The organism is Tersicoccus solisilvae (assembly GCF_014643255.1).
Classification (GTDB): Bacteria; Actinomycetota; Actinomycetes; order Actinomycetales; family Micrococcaceae; genus Tersicoccus; species Tersicoccus solisilvae.
Genome location: NZ_BMJI01000003.1, coordinates 41401 through 58606, shown reverse-complemented (window position 1 = coordinate 58606; position 17206 = coordinate 41401). Strand labels below are relative to the sequence as shown.

The 17206-nt window shown below is 69.9% G+C and carries 21 protein-coding genes; 14 read left to right on the top strand and 7 right to left on the bottom strand.

Features of this window, described 5'->3' with window-relative positions:
* Positions 1–53 precede the first annotated feature (53 nt).
* Entirely contained in the window at positions 54–299 is a 246-nt protein-coding gene (locus IEX22_RS04295) for a hypothetical protein (RefSeq protein ID WP_188666739.1), read from the bottom strand.
* 31 nt (positions 300–330) lie between these two features.
* Here IEX22_RS04295 and IEX22_RS04290 point away from each other — a divergent pair, with 31 nt between their 5' ends.
* Together IEX22_RS04290 and IEX22_RS04285 are read left to right on the top strand one after the other, a co-directional pair.
* Positions 331–753, top strand: a complete 423-nt coding sequence (locus IEX22_RS04290) for a DUF6318 family protein (protein WP_188666737.1) — start codon at positions 331–333, stop codon at positions 751–753.
* A 142-nt stretch (positions 754–895) separates the two neighbouring features.
* Complete coding sequence (locus IEX22_RS04285) at positions 896–1747, top strand: hypothetical protein (protein WP_188666735.1); 852 nt, start codon at positions 896–898, stop codon at positions 1745–1747.
* 40 nt (positions 1748–1787) lie between these two features.
* Here the strand turns inward: IEX22_RS04285 and IEX22_RS04280 are convergent, their stop codons facing one another.
* On the bottom strand, positions 1788–2078 hold the full coding sequence (locus IEX22_RS04280) for a DUF6480 family protein (RefSeq protein ID WP_188666733.1): 291 nt from the start codon (positions 2076–2078) through the stop codon (positions 1788–1790).
* Positions 2079–2171: 93 nt separating this feature from the next.
* Here IEX22_RS04280 and IEX22_RS04275 point away from each other — a divergent pair, with 93 nt between their 5' ends.
* Positions 2172–2969 (top strand): SDR family oxidoreductase, encoded by a 798-nt coding sequence (locus tag IEX22_RS04275; protein ID WP_188666732.1) that lies wholly within the window; start codon positions 2172–2174, stop codon positions 2967–2969.
* Between the two features lie 127 nt (positions 2970–3096).
* On the top strand, positions 3097–4095 hold the full coding sequence (locus tag IEX22_RS04270; protein WP_188666730.1) for a DNA topoisomerase IB: 999 nt from the start codon (positions 3097–3099) through the stop codon (positions 4093–4095).
* Here the strand turns inward: IEX22_RS04270 and IEX22_RS04265 are convergent.
* Positions 4082–4723, bottom strand: coding sequence for an endonuclease (locus IEX22_RS04265; RefSeq protein ID WP_188666728.1), 642 nt, complete (start codon positions 4721–4723; stop codon positions 4082–4084). The two genes, IEX22_RS04270 and IEX22_RS04265, sit on opposite strands and share 14 nt — an antisense overlap.
* 88 nt (positions 4724–4811) lie before the next feature.
* Between IEX22_RS04265 and IEX22_RS04260 the strand changes: the two genes are divergently transcribed.
* Entirely contained in the window at positions 4812–5528 is a 717-nt protein-coding gene (locus IEX22_RS04260) for a lipoyl protein ligase domain-containing protein (RefSeq protein ID WP_188666726.1), read from the top strand.
* 72 nt (positions 5529–5600) lie between these two features.
* Entirely contained in the window at positions 5601–6455 is an 855-nt protein-coding gene (locus tag IEX22_RS04255) for a thioesterase family protein (protein ID WP_229659770.1), read from the top strand.
* 9 nt (positions 6456–6464) lie between these two features.
* Here the strand turns inward: IEX22_RS04255 and IEX22_RS04250 are convergent, their stop codons facing one another.
* The 3 genes from IEX22_RS04250 to IEX22_RS04240 all read right to left on the bottom strand — a co-directional run bounded on the left by IEX22_RS04250 (position 6465) and on the right by IEX22_RS04240 (position 9020).
* The gene (locus tag IEX22_RS04250) at positions 6465–7106 is read right to left on the bottom strand and encodes an MBL fold metallo-hydrolase (RefSeq protein ID WP_188666724.1); all 642 of its coding nucleotides are present in this window, start codon (positions 7104–7106) and stop codon (positions 6465–6467) included.
* On the bottom strand, positions 7106–8191 hold the full coding sequence (locus tag IEX22_RS04245) for an S-(hydroxymethyl)mycothiol dehydrogenase (RefSeq protein WP_188666722.1): 1086 nt from the start codon (positions 8189–8191) through the stop codon (positions 7106–7108). The genes IEX22_RS04250 and IEX22_RS04245 overlap by 1 nt, the downstream gene beginning before the upstream one ends.
* A gap of 166 nt (positions 8192–8357) precedes the next feature.
* Positions 8358–9020, bottom strand: a complete 663-nt coding sequence (locus IEX22_RS04240; protein WP_188666720.1) for a GntR family transcriptional regulator — start codon at positions 9018–9020, stop codon at positions 8358–8360.
* Positions 9021–9173: 153 nt separating this feature from the next.
* Between IEX22_RS04240 and IEX22_RS04235 the strand changes: the two genes are divergently transcribed.
* The 3 genes from IEX22_RS04235 to ald are packed head-to-tail and all read left to right on the top strand — an operon-like array spanning position 9174 to position 13073.
* Positions 9174–10760, top strand: coding sequence for an AbgT family transporter (locus IEX22_RS04235; RefSeq protein WP_229659769.1), 1587 nt, complete (start codon positions 9174–9176; stop codon positions 10758–10760).
* Between the two features lie 58 nt (positions 10761–10818).
* The gene (locus IEX22_RS04230) at positions 10819–11913 is read left to right on the top strand and encodes an NAD/NADP-dependent octopine/nopaline dehydrogenase family protein (protein WP_188666716.1); all 1095 of its coding nucleotides are present in this window, start codon (positions 10819–10821) and stop codon (positions 11911–11913) included.
* 56 nt (positions 11914–11969) lie between these two features.
* Entirely contained in the window at positions 11970–13073 is a 1104-nt protein-coding gene (gene ald, locus IEX22_RS04225; RefSeq protein ID WP_188666706.1) for an alanine dehydrogenase, read from the top strand.
* 62 nt (positions 13074–13135) lie between these two features.
* On the opposite strand, the gene IEX22_RS04220 is transcribed toward ald, so the two are convergent.
* On the bottom strand, positions 13136–13414 hold the full coding sequence (locus IEX22_RS04220) for a mycoredoxin (protein ID WP_188666696.1): 279 nt from the start codon (positions 13412–13414) through the stop codon (positions 13136–13138).
* Positions 13415–13530: 116 nt separating this feature from the next.
* On the opposite strand from IEX22_RS04220, the gene IEX22_RS04215 reads away from it, so the two are divergent.
* From IEX22_RS04215 to IEX22_RS04195, 5 genes are all read left to right on the top strand, one after another.
* Positions 13531–13776, top strand: a complete 246-nt coding sequence (locus IEX22_RS04215; RefSeq protein ID WP_188666694.1) for a DUF2630 family protein — start codon at positions 13531–13533, stop codon at positions 13774–13776.
* A gap of 56 nt (positions 13777–13832) precedes the next feature.
* Positions 13833–14321: an SRPBCC family protein gene (locus IEX22_RS04210; protein WP_188666692.1), complete on the top strand. Its 489-nt coding sequence runs from the start codon at positions 13833–13835 to the stop codon at positions 14319–14321.
* A 270-nt stretch (positions 14322–14591) separates the two neighbouring features.
* Positions 14592–15185, top strand: a complete 594-nt coding sequence (locus IEX22_RS04205; protein ID WP_188666691.1) for a hypothetical protein — start codon at positions 14592–14594, stop codon at positions 15183–15185.
* Positions 15122–16216 (top strand): hypothetical protein, encoded by a 1095-nt coding sequence (locus IEX22_RS04200; protein WP_188666688.1) that lies wholly within the window; start codon positions 15122–15124, stop codon positions 16214–16216. The genes IEX22_RS04205 and IEX22_RS04200 overlap by 64 nt, the downstream gene beginning before the upstream one ends.
* The gene (locus tag IEX22_RS04195; protein WP_188666686.1) at positions 16213–17199 is read left to right on the top strand and encodes an HAD-IIA family hydrolase; all 987 of its coding nucleotides are present in this window, start codon (positions 16213–16215) and stop codon (positions 17197–17199) included. The genes IEX22_RS04200 and IEX22_RS04195 overlap by 4 nt, the downstream gene beginning before the upstream one ends.
* Positions 17200–17206 lie beyond the last annotated feature (7 nt).

Genomic DNA, 17206 nt, shown 5'->3' with positions numbered 1-17206 from the left:
GGAACGATCCGGTCGGGCTGACCGAGCGGGGGACACATGGTGTCTGCGAGAACTCATTCGACGGCGGCGGGAACCCGGTGGCGGCGTTCCGTCCCGGCGGCCGGCGCGGTGGCGGTGCTCCTGGCTGTGGGGCCGACGCTGTTCGGCTGCACGGGGGACCCGGGAGGCACGACCACGGGCAGCCCGGCGGCCTCCGGCGGGACGACGGCGTCACCCGTGGCCTCGACCAGCGGCACGGCGTCCCCCTCGGTCAGTGCGACGCCGACGCCCGACCCGCGCCCCACCGCGGGCAGCGCCAAGGGCCCGGCGCGAAATCTACCGAAACCGGTCATGCCCGCCGCCGCGAAACAGAAGACGGAAGCGGGACTACTGGCCTACTCGAAGTACTGGGTCGACGCGCTCTCGTATGCGTATGAAACCGATGACATCTCTCCAGCCCAGGCCGCAACATCTCGGGCCTGCGTCGACTGCACGGCGCTATACGACGCCTTCACGAAGAGCGTGCCTAAGGACGGTTGGGGAGCGGGAGGGAAGATCACCAGCGAGTTGCAGCTGGTCGATCGGTTGGTCCCGGACATCAACGGCAACTACGTTGTGATGGCTCGTCTCACTCAGCAGCCATACACAGTTTTTGATTCGGTGGGAGTCCCGAAGGCGAGGAATCCAAATGTCGCTCGCTACTCCCTCCTGCTCTATGCGAATTTTGTTAACGGGCGCTGGGGTTTGATGAACTATGATCGCCTTGAGGGCTAGACTTATCGCGCAGGCCGCAATCATCCTATCGGCGTTGCTAGCGTTCGCGGCTCCCGCAACGGCGGTTGGCGAAGACCCCACAGCTCCGGTCACCACGCCTCCGGGTGGTCAATCCCTCCCGCTGGCCGGGTTTGGACCCACTATGGACAACGCTCACAAGCAAATCGTGCTCGGTCGTGCGGGTTCCAGCACGGTGTCTGTGAAGGGCGTGGATATCCCGGCCGGCGCGCCGATTCTGATCGTTCCACAGGTTGGACCCAAGATCTCCTACGAGGTCGAATATCGCGAGATCTGCAGTGGCAACAACCCGAATCAGACCTGCATATCGGAGAGTGTCTGCGACAAGCGCCCGGGAAACTTCGGGCTCCGGACATCGGTGCGGGCGACCGTCAACGGTAAGACCGGGGACTGGGAGGCCGTCGGCAGCGTCTTCTGCAGCCTGGACGCTCTGCCGGTCCTGGCCTCACCGGACGGGAAGCCCGCCAGGATCACCTCACCCACCGTCACGCTCGCCGACCTGAAACGGCTCAACGTGCTGGCAGCCTCGAGTGTCGTCCAGCCGTCCCCTCACACCCTGCGGGGGGCCGAGACCAACGTCTACGCCGTCTCCCGCACCCAGACCTTCACCACGCGCATCCAGACCTTCGACGTCACCATCCGCGCGATCCCGATCGCCTACACCTTCCACTACGGCGATGGCACCAGCCTGGGACCGGTCCAGAGTCCGGGGGCACCCATCGCCCGCGATCGGTGGGGAACCAGGACCCCGACCAGTCACGTCTACCGCACCACCGGGAGCGTTGGCGTCACCGTGAGCACCATCTATCGCGGCGAATACACCTACAACGGCCGTCCCTACCAGCCGATCCCCGGCACCATCAGCGTGGACAGTGCCCCGGTGGGCCTCACGATCTGGCGGGCACGGGCGGCCAACGTCGCCGACGACTGCGCCACCGATCCGAACGGCTGGGCCTGCGGCCTGCCGACCCGCTAGCGGCAGACACCCGCGAGAAGAACGGCTTGCGCGACGGCGGCTAACGGAGCAGCGTCGCGAAGGCGGGTACGAGGACGGCGCCCGAACCCGTCGTCATGCCGAACAGGCCGACCGCCCGGCCCACGAAGAACAGCAGCATCAGGACCACGATGATGGCGATCGCCACGATCCACAGCGCGTTGAACGCGCGAGGAGCCTTGCCCTTCTCCTCCTCGTGACCGACGTCCTCGGCCATGCTGCCCTCCGCCGGCGGCGTCTCACCGGGCGGCACACCCCCGCCGGGCTCCAGGCCGGTGATGCGCTCGTCCTCCGGGTCGGGATTGCTACTCATGTACTCACTCTTGCACGATTGCCCGTCAGTTCGAAAGCATGCTTATGGGCCCGTCGCTCGGCGGGCCGCCCTCGACACCGTCAGGAGCATGCCGTGGCCTTCACCCCGCGCCGAGCCATCGTCACCGGATCCGATTCCGGCATCGGCCGTTCGACCGCCATCGCCCTTGCCCGCGCGGGCATGGATGTCGGAATCACCTGGCACTCCGACCGGGAGGGCGCCGAGCAGACCGCGGCCGCGGTCCGCGACGCCGGTCGCCAGGCCGCCGTCCGGCAGTTGGACACCAGCGACCTGCACGGCTGCGGCGACGTCATCGACGCCCTCGCGGAGGACCTGGGCGGCCTGGACGTCTTCGTCAACAACTCCGGCACGGGCGACGGCACCCCCTTCCTCGACCTGGACCTCGACACCTGGCGCACCACCGTCGACACCAACCTCACCGGCGCCTTCGTGTGCCTCCAGCGCGCCGCCCGCCGGATGGTCGACGCGGGCGACGGCGGCCGCATCGTCGTCGTCACCAGCGTCCACGAGACCCAGCCCCGCGTCGGCGCCTCCGCCTACGACGTCTCCAAGCACGGCCTCGGCGGCCTGGTCAAGACCATGGCCCTCGAACTCGGCCGGCACGGCATCACCGTCAACGCCGTCGCCCCCGGCGAGATCGCAACCCCGATGAACGACTCCGAGGCCGCGGACGCCTTCCGCGAGAAGCGGCCCGGCATCCCGCTCGGCCGTCCCGGCAGCCCCGATGAGATCGCCGCCGTGATCGGCTTCCTCGCCTCCCCGGCGGCCAGCTACGTCACCGGCGCCTCCTGGCCCGTCGACGGCGGCATGCTGCAGATGGGCCCGCAGGCCGGCTCCCACCTCACCAGCGACGACTGGCGCGACGTCTGACCGGCGGGCGGGCGGTCCGGGACCGCTCGCCGGTTCCTCTCGATGAGCGAGACATCGTGCCGTAGGCTGGCACACACAGCAAGCCTGCTGATGAACGGCGGGCGTGGTACGGACGACGGGAGGGCCGGTGGCCGCGACGCGGAACCAGCGACTGAAGCGGGCCCGGCCGAGCGGCCCCGGATTCGTCCGCAGAGGCCGCGGCAAGGGCTTCGAATACCTCGACTGGAACGGCACCAACGTCACCGACGACGCCCTCAAGGAGCGCTTCGCCGCCCTCGCCATCCCTCCGGCCTGGAAGGACGTGTGGATCGCCCCCACCGAGCGGGAGCACATCCAGGCGATCGGGACCGACGCCGCCGGCCGCCGCCAGTACATCTACCACGAGCGCTGGACCGGCCGGCGCTCCAGCGTCAAGTACGAGCGGTCGCTCGACCTCGGCTCGCGGATGACCCGCGTGCGGCGCGCCGTCTCCCGCGACATCGCCCAGCAGGAGGACGAGCGACTGCGGTGCCTCGCCGCGGCCGTGCGGCTCTTCGACCACGGTTCCCTGCGCATCGGCGGCCAGCGATACGCCCGGGACAACGGCTCCTACGGGGTGTCCACCCTGCTGGCCCGCCACGTCTCGGTCGATGAGAACAGCGACACCGTCCGGCTCAAGTTCCGCGGCAAGTCCGGCAAGGAATGGGACCTGCTGATCGAGGACGACCAGCTGGCGGCCTACGCCCGCGACCGCGGCGGCCAGGGCGGAAACAAGCGATTCCTCTCCTACCGGGTCGGCCGCAAGCGAGTGGGCCTGACCAGCACGGACATCAACCACTACATCGCCGACATCGCCGGCGGCGAGTTCACCGCCAAGGACTTCCGCACCTGGAAGGGGACGGTCACCGCGGCCCTGAGCCTCGCCGACGCGGCGCGCACGGTCGGCGCCTCAGCCTCGGACAGCGCCAAGGCGCGCGCCGTCTCCCGTGCCATGCGCGAGACCGCCGAGACCCTGCACAACACCCCGGCCATGGCGCGCAACAGCTACGTCGACCCGCGCGTCGTCAACCGGTTCCGGCGCGGTCGCGTGATCGAGACCGGCATCAGCCCCGACCGCGCGACGGTCGAGCTGCTCACCGGGCGCTGAGCACCCGCTCGGCCAGCCCGTCGTCCAGCGCGACCCGCACGCACGCCGCGACCAGCAGGGGGAGGTCCTCCGTCCCGACGAGCGCGGCGAGGGCCGCCGCGTCGGTGGGCAGACCGAGCTTCCCGGCCCCGTCGGCGACCCGCCGGTCGGCGAACGGCGCGAGTGACGGCCACACGCCCTGCGCCTCCCGGCAGAAGATCGCCGCCCCGGTCGGCCCGATGCCGGGGAACTCCTGCAGTGCCTTCAGCACGCCCGCCGTGTCCCCGGCCTCGTCCCGCAGCCGACGCAGGTCCCCGTGCCAGCGCTCCAGCAGCAGGTCCGCCCCCTCGCCCAACCGGGTGGCGGTGCCCTCGTCGTAGCGCCGGTAGTGGGCGCGGCCGAGGGCGTCGACCCGCTGCTGCCAGGTCGACTCCCGGAGCCGCTCGGGCGTGGTCCAGCCCGCGCCGAACAGTTCCCGCGCTCCCGCCACGGCGATGTCGGCCTTGATCCGGGTCGACAGTAGGGTGACGAGCACGAGCAGCTGGTACAGCGGGGCCGGGGTGTCCCGCAGGGTGATCCCGGCATCCTCGGCGAAGGTGGTGCCGCAGGCGTCCAGGAGGGCGTCGACGGTGCTCGCGTGGCTGGCCATGGTCCCATGATGTCGCGCCGCCGCACCGGGCGACAGGGGCCGTGGCATCCTGTGGATATGGGTGCGGACCGGGCGGAGACGAGACGACATGGCTGAGGGCCTGTTCACCGGGCACCTCGAGGTCGTGGTGCAGGACACCTCCTTCGGCGCGCGGCAGGACCTCGACTACGCGCTGCACCTGCTCTCCGCCGCGCGCGACGGCGCCGTAGCCCCCACGATGCGGATCTACCGGCCGCGCCCCACCGCCGCCTTCGGGCAACGCGACGTGCGGCTGCCCGGGTACGCCGCCGCCGCCGCCCGCTGCCAGGAGGCCGGGTACGCGCCCGTCGTGCGCAAGTCCGGCGGCCGGGTGGCGATCTACGACGAGGGTGCCGTCGTCATCGACCACGTGGAGCCCGCGACCGACGCCATCGTCGGCTCCCAGCAGCGCTACGGCGAGTTCTCCGCCGTGATCGCGGACGCCCTCGAGCGCGCCGGGGTCGGTGCCGGCATCGGCGAGCTGCCGGGCGAGTACTGCGCGGGCGAGCACAGCGTGTACGGCACCGACGGGCTGCACCGCGCCAAGCTCGCCGGCGTCGCCCAGCGGGTGATCGCCGGTGCGTGGGTGATCAGCGCGGTCGTCAGCATCGAGGACACGGCGTCCCTGCGGCGTCTGATCACCGACGTCTACGCCGACCTGGACCTGCCGCTCGACCCCGGCACCATCGGCTCCGCCACCGACTTCGCCCCGGCGATCACCCCGGACGCGTTCATCGAGCACCTCGTCTGGGCCTACGGGCAGCGCACCGACCTCACGGTCCGCTGACGGGGCCGGTGCGGCCGTTGACCGCCCGCCGGCGGCGCGGGCCGGCGGCGTCCGGTTGATACGGTGGCGGGCGTGACTCACCCCACCGCCGACGCGCGTGCCGCCGCGCCCAGTACGCCGTCCACCGAGCAGCCCAGCAGCTACTACCGCGACCTCGGTGACGGGAGGTGGGAGTCGACCCGTGCCGCCCAGGGCGCCTGGAACGAGCACGAGCAGCACATGGCCCCCGTCACCGGGCTGCTCACCCGCGCGCTGCTGCGGCACGAGCCACGCCCCGGGCTGCGGCTGGCACGGATCGGGTGCGAAATCCTGGGCCTCATCCCCGCCGGGGAGTTCACCATCGAGACGACCACCCTGCGGCCGGGCCGCACCATCGAACTGGTGCAGGCCGAGATGATCGCCGCCGGCCGGCCGGTCGTGCGGGCCACCGGCTGGCGGCTGACGACGACCGACTCGACGCCGGTCGCCGGGCTCACCGTCGACCCGCTGCCGGGCCCCGGGGAGGCCGAGCCCTACCCCATGACGGAGAAGTGGGGCGGCGGCTTCATCGAGTCCCTGACCGGGCGGGTGCTGCCGGACCACGCGCCGGGTCGCGGGCGGGTGTGGTTGACCACGGACCTGGCGCTGGTCCAGGGTGAGGAGCCGAGCCCGCTGGAGCACCTGATGGGCATGGCCGACGCCGCCAACGGCGTCGCCACCCGCGTCCACCCGGCCGGCGGTTGGATCTTCCCGAACGTGGACCTGCAGCTGCACCTGCTGCGCGAGCCGGTGGGCCGCTGGCTCGGGCTCGACGTCTCCGTGGACTTCGGGACCGACGGCGTCGGCATCACCTCCACCGCGCTGCACGACGAGACGGGCCCGTTCGGCCGGTCCCTGCAGATCCTCACGCTGCGCGAACTGCCCGGAGCGGACCAGCCGACACCCTGACGAGCACGGTCAGTGACCCCGGTCGATCCACTCCTGTCGGTGCGGGGCCTCGTCGCCGATCGTCGTCGCCGGGCCGTGCCCGGTCAGCACCGTCACCCCCGCCGGCAGCGTCAGCAAGCGGTTGGTGATCGAGTCCACGATGGTGCCGAAGTCGCTGTAGGAGCGGCCGGTGGCGCCGGGACCGCCCTGGAACAGCGTGTCACCGCTGAACAGGGTGGCGTTGTCCTCCCAGTAGAAGCAGGTGGAGCCGGGGGAGTGGCCGGGCGTGTGGATCGCCTCCAGCGTGGCGCCGGCGACGGTGAACCGCTGCCCGTCCTCGATGGCGTGATCCGGGGCGGCGTCGTCGAAGACCTGGTCCCACAGCACCCGGTCGTTCGCGTTCAGGTACACCGGGGCGTCCAGCCGGGCCTTGACGTGCGCAACCTGGCCGATGTGGTCGTCGTGCCCGTGCGTGAGCAGGATCGCCGTGACCGTCCGGCCGCCCACCGCCTTCTCGACGGCGTCGGCGTCGTGCGCCGGGTCGATCACGATGCACTCGGCGTCGTCGCCGATCACGTAGACGTTGTTGTCGACGTCCCAGGTGCCGCCGTCGAGCGAGAACGTGCCGGACGTGACGAGGGTGTCGATGCGGGTCGGCCCGTTGCCCGCCATCAGAGCTCCACCACCGAGCGCAGCACCGTGCCGGCGTGCATCTTCTCGAAGGCGGCCTCGATGTCGCCCAGGCCGATCCGCTCGGTGACGAACGCGTCCAGGTCGAGCCGGCCGAGCTTGTACTGGTCGACCAGCATGGGGAAGTCGCGCGAGGGCAGGCAGTCGCCGTACCAGGAGGACTTGAGCGCCCCGCCGCGGCCGAACACGTCCAGCAGCGGCAGCTCGAGCGTCATTTCCGGCGTGGGCACCCCGACGAGCACGACGCGGCCGGCCAGGTCCCGGGCGTAGAACGCCTGCCGGTAGGTCTCCGGCCGGCCCACGGCCTCGATGACGACGTCGGCGCCGAACCCGCCGGTCAGTTCCCGGATGGCCTCGACGGGGTCGCTCTCGGAGGAGTTGACGGTGTGGGTCGCGCCCAGGTGCTCGGCCTGGGCGAGCTTCTGCGGGTCGATGTCGACGGCGATGATCGTCGTCGCCCCCGCCAGCTTCGCGCCGGCGATCGCGGCGCAGCCGACGCCGCCGCAGCCGATGACGGCGACGGACTCGCCACGCTGCACGGCGCCGGTGTTGATGGCGGCGCCGATGCCGGCCATGACGCCACACCCGAGCAGGCCCACCGCGGCGGCGTCGGACTCCTCGTCGATCTTCGTGCACTGGCCCGCGGCGACGAGGGTCTTCTCGATGAAGGCGCCGATCCCCAGCGCCGGGGACAGCTCGGTGCCGTCCTCCAGGGTCATCTTCTGGGTGGCGTTGTGGGTGTTGAAGCAGTACTGCGGCTGGCCTTTGCGGCAGGCGCGGCACTCGCCGCACACGGCGCGCCAGTTCAGGATCACGCGGTCGCCGACGGACACCTCCGTGACGCCCTCACCGACGGCGCTCACTCGTCCGGTGGCCTCGTGGCCCAGCAGGAAGGGGTAGTCGTCGCTGATACCGCCGAGTTTGTAGTGCAGGTCGGTGTGGCAGACGCCGCAGGTGATGATGTCGACCAGTGCCTCCCCGGGGCCGGGGTCCGGCACCAGCACGGTCTCGAGGGAGACCGGCTCGTTCTTGCCCTTGACGACGATGCCCTTGACCCGGTGAACCATGCTCTCTCTCTCCCTCATCGGTCGACTGCGATGGAATGGATTTCCGTCCGCCGCCATCCTAGAAAAGATCAAGCGCCGGGTGGCGAGATGACGCCGGCCGCTCCGACTGATCCATGCCCCGAGGCGTCCGTCCGCTGTCGCGCACGAAGCCTTCGGTGCAAGGAGGTCAGGACGCTCTACCGGCGGAGCTGGTGCTGCCCTCCAGCATTGCCTCAAGCATGTGTACCCGGGCTCTCTCGATTCCTGCGGACACGACCGTCCTGATCTCCGCCTCGTCACCACCGCGGATGGCATCGACGATGCGTCCGTGATTGACCGCGGTGTAGGGCTTACCGAGTTCCTTCCGCAGGTTGAGGAAACGCTCGATCTCCTCGTTGAGCGCCGTCACCGTTCGCACCAGGATGGGTACGCGCGCCACCTCGGCGATGCGTACGTGAAGGATGCGATTCGCTTCGTTGCGGGACGTGCTGTCGGCTTCGACGCTCACCGTCGCCTCGCTCAGCTCGTCGAGCTCGTCGAGCTCCTCGGCGGTCGCGCGACGTGAGGCGAGGACGGCAGCCTCGGGCTCGAGGAGCGCCCGCAGTCGATAGACGTCCTGCACCTCGGTGAAGTCGACGATCTTCACGAACGTACCGCGGCGTGGCACCACCACCACCAGGCCCTCCCGGTCGAGGACGTTGATGGCCTGTCGAATCGGCGTCTTGCTCATGCCGTACATCTCGGCGAGTCGAGCGTCGATGATGACCTCGCCTGGCTTCAGACGGCACTGCAGGATATCTCGTTTGAGCGCTTGGTAGGCCTGGTCCACCAATGACGGCTCACGCCCCACGCCCTGTCTCCGTTCGTTCCGCATCGCTCTTGACTCTCGTGTCGAAAGCACCCTAGCATCTGAGAGAAATTTCACAGTAATTTCAACGGGATGGCACCGTGCCCGATATGGCGCCTGTTCCGACGGCGTGGTGCGAGAGACAAGGCGATGACGATGACGACTTCACACGGCGTGAGCCAAGAAGCTCCGCTCAACCGTTTCTACCGAGCGCTCAGCGCGATCGAGAGTGCCGGCAACAAGCTTCCGCACCCCTTCTGGCTGTTCGTCCTCCTGATCGTTGCCCTGGGAGCGGTGAGCGCCGTCCTCGCCGTGGCAGGGGTGACGGTGACCATTCCCTCGTCGGGCAAGACGGTCGCGGTGAACAACCTGTTCTCCGTCGAGGGCGCGCGGTTCGCAATCCAGAGCGCGCTGACGAACTATGCGACGTTCCCGCCTCTGGCGATGGTCGTCGTCGTGCTGCTAGGCGTCAGTGTTGCCGAACGCAGCGGCCTGCTTACCGCGATCCTGCGCATCACGGTCGGCCGCCTCCCCGTCCGCCTGCTCACGTTCGCCATCGCGTTCAGCTCGATGATCGCGCACATCATGAGCGATTCGGCCTATCTGGTGATGATCCCGCTCGGTGCCCTGGCGTTTCGAGCGGCGGGCCGCAGCCCCGTCCTCGGGCTCATGGTGGCGTACGCGTCCACGGCCGTCGGTTTCAACGCGAGTCCATTGGTAACGCCGCAGGACGCCATCCGGTCGTCCCTTTCGACGGCGGCGGCTCAACTCGTCGACCCGGACTACGCCATCACCCCGGTCGCGACGTACTTCTTCACCGCCGTCTCATCCGTCATCCTCGCCGCCGCCATCGCCGTCTTCGTCGACCTTGTCCTCGCACGCCGCCCGGAGTTCTCCGCGTCGCGGCTGGAAGCGGACTTCAAGGTCTCTGACCGACTCTTCAACACGGAGACCGCGACGACGGTGGCGTCGGTGCGTTCCATCACTCTCTCGCGAACCGAGTCACGAGCGCTGACCCTTTCCGCCTTGGTCTTTGCGGTCTCCGTCGTCGTGGTCGTCCTCATGCTGCTACCTGGATCGCCCTTTCTCGGTGAGAACGGAGGACTGCTCGACTCGTACGTCGTCAAGTACATCGCCATCTTCATCGCGGTGATCTTCGCGCTTCTGGGCATCACCTACGGCCGGATCACGGGAACAATTCCCCGGCTGGGCGACGTCCCGCCGGCCATGGCAGAGGGCGTGCGTTCGCTGGCTCCCGTCCTCGTCCTGTTCTTCGTCGTGGCGCAGTTCCTGGCGTACTTCACCTGGACGAACATCGGCTCCGTGGTCAGCGTCAACGGCGCCGACCTGCTCCGCAATCTCCATGCGCCGCACCTGATTGTGCTCCTGGTCATTGTCTTCGCCATCTGCATCCTCAACATGCTGATCACCAGCGGATCAGCGATGTGGTCGATCCTCGCCCCCGTCATCGTGCCGCTGGTCATGTACGTCGGGATGAGGCCGGAGGCCGCCATGGTCGCGTTCATGATCGGGGACTCGGTCACGAACTGCATCACTCCGCTCAACGGGTACTTCGTCCTTGCGCTGGGCTTTGTCCAGCAGTTCCGGAAGGGAGCAGGCATCGGCACGCAGTTGTCCTTCACGATTCCGATCGCCGTGGTCGTCCTTGTCGTCTGGGTCGCCTTGTTCGTGCTCTGGTACGCCCTGGGAATCCCCCTCGGCCCCGGCGTCCCGATCCGCTGACCGCACAGTTCACCGAGGGGCGGCGCCTCGTCGTTCCGCATCATCGAAAGGAGCTTCCGTGGGGAGCATCGCAGTAATCGGAGCAGGCAACGTCGGCCAGGCGATCGGAGGCCACATGGCGTTGGAGGGACACGAGATCCGCATCTTCTCGCGCTGGGAGCGTGACTATGCCGCGATCGAACAGAACGGTGGCATCACGCTCACCGGCGAGGTGGAAGGTACTGCCGTCCCGCACCTGCTGACGACCGATGTCAGGGTCGCCACCGACGGCGCAGACCTGGTGGTCGTGGCCGCGCCTGCCTTCGCACACCCGTTCCTGTCCGAGGCTCTCGCCACTGTGGTGACACCCGATCAGCTCGTCGTCTTCCAGCCCGGGGTGCTCGGCAGCGCTGTCGAACTCAGAAGGAAGTCAGAAGTGGCCGGGCATGCCCCGGCGCTCATTGCCGAGACCGCGACCAGCCTGTACACCTGTCGGCTGCGCGGGCCCGCCGAGGTGTACGTCGGGGCGATCAAGAACGCGGTACCGATCTCCGCTATTCCGAACGCGAAGACTCGCGACGTGCTCGCACGCTTGGAGCCCTACTTCGGCAACCGGTACCTCGACGGTGGGGACACGCTCACGGTCGGGCTCACGAACGTGAACCCCGTGTACCACGTGCCTCCGGCGATCCTGAACTTCAAGACGGTCGAGGAAGCTGCTCGCCTTCCGCAGCACACCCTCGTCAGCCCGCGGATCGGCGAACTGATCAACGAACTCGACGAGGAGCGCATCGGGCTCGGACAGGCACTGGGAGTGACGGTGCCGAGCTTCTGGGACTTCCTCGAGACGTCGTACGGCGTCAGCGAGGGCGGCTTCGTCGACCGGATCGTCGCCGGCTACGGTCGCCAGGGCTTCCCCGAGCCGGACTCGATCCAGCACCGCTATTTCACCGAGGACGTCCCCTTCGGACTTCTCACCTGGAGCTCGATCGCGTCGGAGATCGGTGTGAGCATGCCCCTGACGGACGCGTTCGTCCGCATCAGCGCGGTCCTCTGCGGCCGTGACTGGGCGCTCGACGGACGCACGGCGACAACGCTGGGGCTCGTCGGTGGTGACGCCCACGCCATCAAGGCGGCATTCGTCACCGGGGAGTTCCCGCAAAGCCGCAGCTGATCGTTCCGTTCACGAGTACGCAAAGAGTCGCGCCACGCACAGAAAGGGGGCCTGCGATGCGGATCGCTGTCCCGAAGGAAGTCAAGAACCACGAGTACCGGGTCGCTATCACTCCGGCCGGTGTGCACGAGTTCGGCCGTCACGGCCACACGGTGCACGTGCAGACCGGTGCCGGTGTCGGCTCTTCGATCGCGGACGCTGAGTACGTCGCGGCCGGTGCGACGATCGAGCCCGACGCCGACACGACGTGGGCCGCCGGTGAGCTGGTCCTCAAGGTCAAGGAGCCAGTGCGCCAGGAGTACGACCGGATGCGGCCCGGTCAGGTGTTGTTCACCTACCTGCATCTGGCCGCCGACAGACCGCTGACCCAGGAACTACTCGGGCGCAGGGTCACGGCAATCGCCTACGAGACCGTCCAGAGGGACGGCGGCGCGCTGCCGTTGCTGGCGCCCATGTCGGAGGTCGCCGGCCGGTTGGCCACCCAGGTCGGCGCAGCTACCCTCCTCAAGGCCGCCGGCGGGCGCGGCGCACTCCTCGGGGGAGTGCCAGGGGTCGCCCCGGCACATGTCGTCGTCATCGGCGCCGGCGTCTCGGGCATGAACGCAGTTCGTGTCGCGGTGGGGATGGGTGCGCGGGTGACCCTGCTCGACAAGAACGTCGATGCGTTACGGACCGCCTCACGTGAGTTCGGCGGCGGGGTCCAGACGCTGGCCTCCAACGCATACACATTGGAAGGTGCTGTCCTCGAGGCGGACCTCGTGGTCGGCGCGGTGCTCGTTCCCGGGGCGAAGGCCCCCACGTTGGTTAGTAATGCACTGGTCTCCAGGATGAAGGCCGGATCGGTGCTGGTCGACATCGCCATCGACCAGGGCGGCTGCTTCGAGGACTCGCGCCCCACGACCCACGCCGCACCGACCTATCCCGTCCACGGTTCGGTCCTCTACGCCGTGGCCAACATGCCCGGTGCCGTGCCCCATACGTCGACCTACGCCCTCACCAACGCGACGTTGCCGCATGCGGTCCACATCGCCGATCAGGGCTGGCAGCGCGCTCTGCGTTCGGATCGCTCTCTGGCCCGTGGTCTGAACGTGCATGACGGTGCAGTCACGCACGCCGGCGTCGCCGGAGCGCACGGCCTGGAGCTGGCGGAGTGCGTCTGATTACGCGGGTACGGGCGCTGGTGGCTCGGAACACGACGGCCGATCACGGGTCACCACGTCGGTCAGAGGCCGAGACGGGCCTTGACCTCCTTGGCGGAGGGGTTCGTCGCGTTGGTCCCGTCGGGGAAGATGACGGTCGGGACGGTCTGGTTGCCGTTGTTGATCGCCTCGACGAGGTCGGCCGTGCCGGGGGTCTCCTCGATGTTGACCTCCGTGAAGCCGATCCCGTCGGCGCTCAGCTGGGACTTCAGACGGCGGCAGTAGCCGCACCACGACGTCGAGAACATGGTGATCGAGCCGGCGGCGGGGGTGTACTCGGTGATGTCGGCAGTCTGGGCCATCGGATTTCCTCTCCTGTGAACGGGTACCACCGGCACAACGGCGTGGCGGGGGCCGGCATTCCCTCGCCGGACGGCGTCCGACGGCGGCTGTCGGTGGCCGGTGCTAGATTCGCAGCATGGCCGAGCAGAGCAGCAACGCGTCGATCAATTCCTCCATCAACGACCTGATCGCGGAGGAGCACGAACTCCGGAACAACCCCGACAAGTCGGACGAGAACCGGCAGCGCCTGCGGTCCGTCGAGGCCGAGCTGGACCAGTGCTGGGACCTGCTCCGGCAGCGGCGCAGCAAGGCCGAGTTCGGGGACAACCCGGACGAGGCCCAGGTTCGCCCGGCCGCCGAGGTGGAGAACTACCGGAACTGACCACGCCGACCGACACCGGTCAGGCCGATCGACGAGTGCCGACGGGAGCTGGTCGCATGCCGGAGGAACCGAGCGTCTTCTCCCCGTTCTCCCACGCCCCGGCCGCCGAGCCGGACGTCGCGTCGGAACCGCACGGCCCGCTCGTCCTGACGGCGTCGATCGGGGCGCCGGTGGACGCCGCCTTCCGGGCGCTGACCGACAGCATCCACCTGTGGTGGCCGCTGGGTCAGGTGAGTACCTGGGGTGAGGAGGCCTACGTCGAGTTCGAGGGCGACGCCCTCGTGGAGACCGGTCCGCGGAACGAGACCGCGCTCTGGGCGCAGGCGCGCGGCTGGCAGCAGGACCGCTGGGTCGAACTCGAGTGGTCGCCCGACGCGCCCGTCCTGGAGGCCTCCACCGTGCTGGTCGAACTCGACGAGGCTTCCGACGGTGCGCTGGCGACGACCGTCACGTGGCGGGTCGAGGATGCGCACCCGCGGGACACGTGGTCCGACGCCTTCGAGCGGTACGTGCGGTTCCTCGGTGGTCGGACCGACCTCGACTAGACTCGAGTGTCGATGTCGGCGCTCGGGACATGCCCGGAGCACGGCCGGCCACATCATGCATAGGGGAGAACGGTCCGCCCACGCGGTGCGCCGAGCACGAAGGATGGAGCACACACATGGCTGACGGCACAGGCGACGAGCGGCGCGGTCCCCGGCGCGGACCCGGCGGACCGGGACGCTCGGGGCGCCCGGGCGACTCCCGCGGCGGCAGCGGTGCCGGCCGGGGTGGGCCCTGGCGCGATCGGCCTCGTCGGGACGACCAGGCTGGTGGTGACCGGCCGCGTCGTCAGTGGGAGGATCGTCCGCGTCGGGATGATCAGGCTGGTGGGGATCGTCCGCGTCGTCAGTGGGAGGATCGGCCGCGGCGGGATGATCAGGCTGGTGGTGATCGGCCGCGTCGGCAGTGGGAGGATCGGCCTCGTCGGGATGACCGCGATCGGAGCGATCGGCCGCGGCGGGATGATCAGGCTGGTGGTGATCGGCCGCGTCGGCAGTGGGAGGACCGTCCCCGTCGCGATGACCGTGACCGCGCCGACCGCCCGCGTCGGGATGACCGTGCCGGTAGTGATCGCCCCCGTCGGCAGTGGGAGGACCGTCCCCGTCGCGATGACCGTGACCGGAGCGATCGGCCGCGTCGGGACGACCGTGACCGCGCTGACCGCCCGCGTCGCGACGACCGTGAGCGGGTCGAGCGCGAGCAGCAGGCAACGCATCACGATCTCCGGCGGTCCAACCGGCCGGACCGGGCCAAGTCGCCCGACATCGATGACGACGTCACGGGCAGCGAGCTCGACAAGGCCGTGCGGGCCCAGCTCCGCACGCTCGAGTCGAAGAACGCCGAGTGGGTCGCCAAGCACCTGGTGATGGCCGGCCGGTACCTCGACATCGACCCCGCGCTGGCATTCGAGCACGCCCTCGCGGCGAGCCGCCGTGGTGGCCGGATCGGAGCCGTGCGCGAGGCCGTCGGGATCACCGCCTACGAGGCCGGCGACTTCGCCGAGGCCCTACGGGAGTTCCGTACCTTCCGCCGGATCAGCGGCTCGAACGAGTATCTGGCCCTGATGGCCGATTGCGAACGCGGACTCGGCCGGCCACAGAAGGCGATCGAGCTGGCCGCCAGCGTCGACGGCTCCACCCTCGACGCGCCGACCCGAGTGGAACTGGCCATGGTCGTCTCCGGCGCCCACGCCGACCTCGGCCGGTCCGAGGAGTCCCTGACCGCGCTCGAGATCCCCCAGCTGGACATCAACCGGGCCTTCTCCTGGAGCCCCCGGCTGTTCCTGGCCTACGCGGATGCGCTCGATGCCGCAGGCCGCACCGGCGAGTCCGAGCGCTGGCGCCTGCAGTCGGAGCGGGCCGAACAAGCCCTCGGCGTCGGCGACTTCGCCGAGCCGGACATCATCGATCTCGGCGACGACGACGAGCCGGAGGATCGACGAGGCCGCGACCGGCGGGACGACGAGCGAGCGGACGCAGGCGCGGACACCGACGCCGACGACACGGCTCCCGCGTCGGACGCCGACGCGGCCGAGCCGGCTGCCGGCACCGAGGCGGACGACGCCTCGTCGGAGGACTCCGCGCCGCAGATCGACGCTGATACCGACGACGCGGCTCCCGCGTCGGAGGCTGACGCGGCCGAGCCGGATGCCGGCACCGTGGCTGTCGCCGGGTCGGAGGTTGACGCGGCCGAGCCGGGTGCAGGTACCGAGGCCGACGCCGACACGGACGGCACGGCACCGGTGTCGGAGGCGGACGCGGCCGAGCCGGACGCCGGCACCGTGGCGGACGGCGCCTCGTCGGAGGACGCGGCGCCGCAGGCCGACGTCGATACCGACAACGCGGCTCCCGCGTCGGACGCCGACGCGGCCGAGCCGGACGCCGGGTCGACCGCGTGAGCGGTGACCGGAGCGGTCGGCTGATCGACCGGTTCGACGGCCTGCTCTGCGACCTGGACGGGGTCGTCTACGCCGGGCCGAACGCGATCCCGCATGCCGTGGAGTCCCTGAACCGGATCGCCGAGGCGGGCATCGCCGTCGGGTACGTGACCAACAACGCCTCCCGGTCCCCGGCCGACGTCGCCGCGCACCTGACCGACCTGGGTGCCCCGGCGAGCGAACGCACCGTGGTCACCTCGGCCCAGGCCGGAGCGCGGCTGCTGGCCGAGAAGCTCACGCCCGGGGACGCCGTGCTCATCACCGGCAGCGACTACCTGGCCGCGGAGGTCCGTCGGGTCGGCCTGACGCCCGTCACCTCCGCCACGGACGACCCGCAGGCCGTGATCCAGGGCTTCGACCCGTCCATCGGCTGGGTCGACCTGGCCGAGGCCGCGTACGCGATCAACGCCGGAGCCCTCTGGGTGGCCACGAACACGGACGCGACCATCCCGCGCGACCGGGGCATCGCCCCCGGGAACGGCACACTGGTCGCCGCCGTCCGCGCGGCGGTCGACGTGGATCCGCTGGTCGCGGGCAAACCGGAGGCACCGCTGTTCCAGGCCGCCGCCGCCGAACTCGACATCAGCGCACCGCTGGTCATCGGGGACCGGCTCGACACCGACATCCTCGGAGGCAACAACGCCGGCCTCACGTCAGCGCTGGTCCTGACCGGCGTGGACACCGTGCACACCACCATCGCCGCCGTCCCCGGTCAACGGCCGGATCTGCTGCTGGCGGACCTGCGCGAACTGTTCGCGCCCGTCAGCGAGGCCGCGCCCGACGGCGACGGCTTCCGGTGCGGCGAATCCAGCGCCCGGGTGGACGGCGACACCGTGCTGGTCGATGGCCGCGAGGACGACCTCGACGGCTGGCGCGCCGCCTGCGCCGCGTGGTGGGCCGCCCACCCGGACGACGCCGCGACGCCCCACGTCTCCTTCGGCTGACCTCCCC

Bases quoted from the DNA above. Each gene is read 5' to 3' on its own strand.
- IEX22_RS04290 (WP_188666737.1), top strand. From the start codon at position 331: ATGCCCGCCGCCGCGAAACAGAAGACGGAAGCGGGACTACTGGCCTAC.
- IEX22_RS04285 (WP_188666735.1), top strand. From the start codon at position 896: ATGGACAACGCTCACAAGCAAATCGTGCTCGGTCGTGCGGGTTCCAGC.
- IEX22_RS04280 (WP_188666733.1), bottom strand. From the start codon at position 2,078: ATGAGTAGCAATCCCGACCCGGAGGACGAGCGCATCACCGGCCTGGAG.
- IEX22_RS04265 (WP_188666728.1), bottom strand. From the start codon at position 4,723: ATGGCCAGCCACGCGAGCACCGTCGACGCCCTCCTGGACGCCTGCGGC.
- IEX22_RS04260 (WP_188666726.1), top strand. From the start codon at position 4,812: ATGGCTGAGGGCCTGTTCACCGGGCACCTCGAGGTCGTGGTGCAGGAC.
- IEX22_RS04250 (WP_188666724.1), bottom strand. From the start codon at position 7,106: ATGGCGGGCAACGGGCCGACCCGCATCGACACCCTCGTCACGTCCGGC.
- IEX22_RS04245 (WP_188666722.1), bottom strand. From the start codon at position 8,191: ATGGTTCACCGGGTCAAGGGCATCGTCGTCAAGGGCAAGAACGAGCCG.
- IEX22_RS04235 (WP_229659769.1), top strand. From the start codon at position 9,174: ATGACGACTTCACACGGCGTGAGCCAAGAAGCTCCGCTCAACCGTTTC.
- ald (WP_188666706.1), top strand. From the start codon at position 11,970: ATGCGGATCGCTGTCCCGAAGGAAGTCAAGAACCACGAGTACCGGGTC.
- IEX22_RS04220 (WP_188666696.1), bottom strand. From the start codon at position 13,414: ATGGCCCAGACTGCCGACATCACCGAGTACACCCCCGCCGCCGGCTCG.
- IEX22_RS04215 (WP_188666694.1), top strand. From the start codon at position 13,531: ATGGCCGAGCAGAGCAGCAACGCGTCGATCAATTCCTCCATCAACGAC.
- IEX22_RS04210 (WP_188666692.1), top strand. From the start codon at position 13,833: ATGCCGGAGGAACCGAGCGTCTTCTCCCCGTTCTCCCACGCCCCGGCC.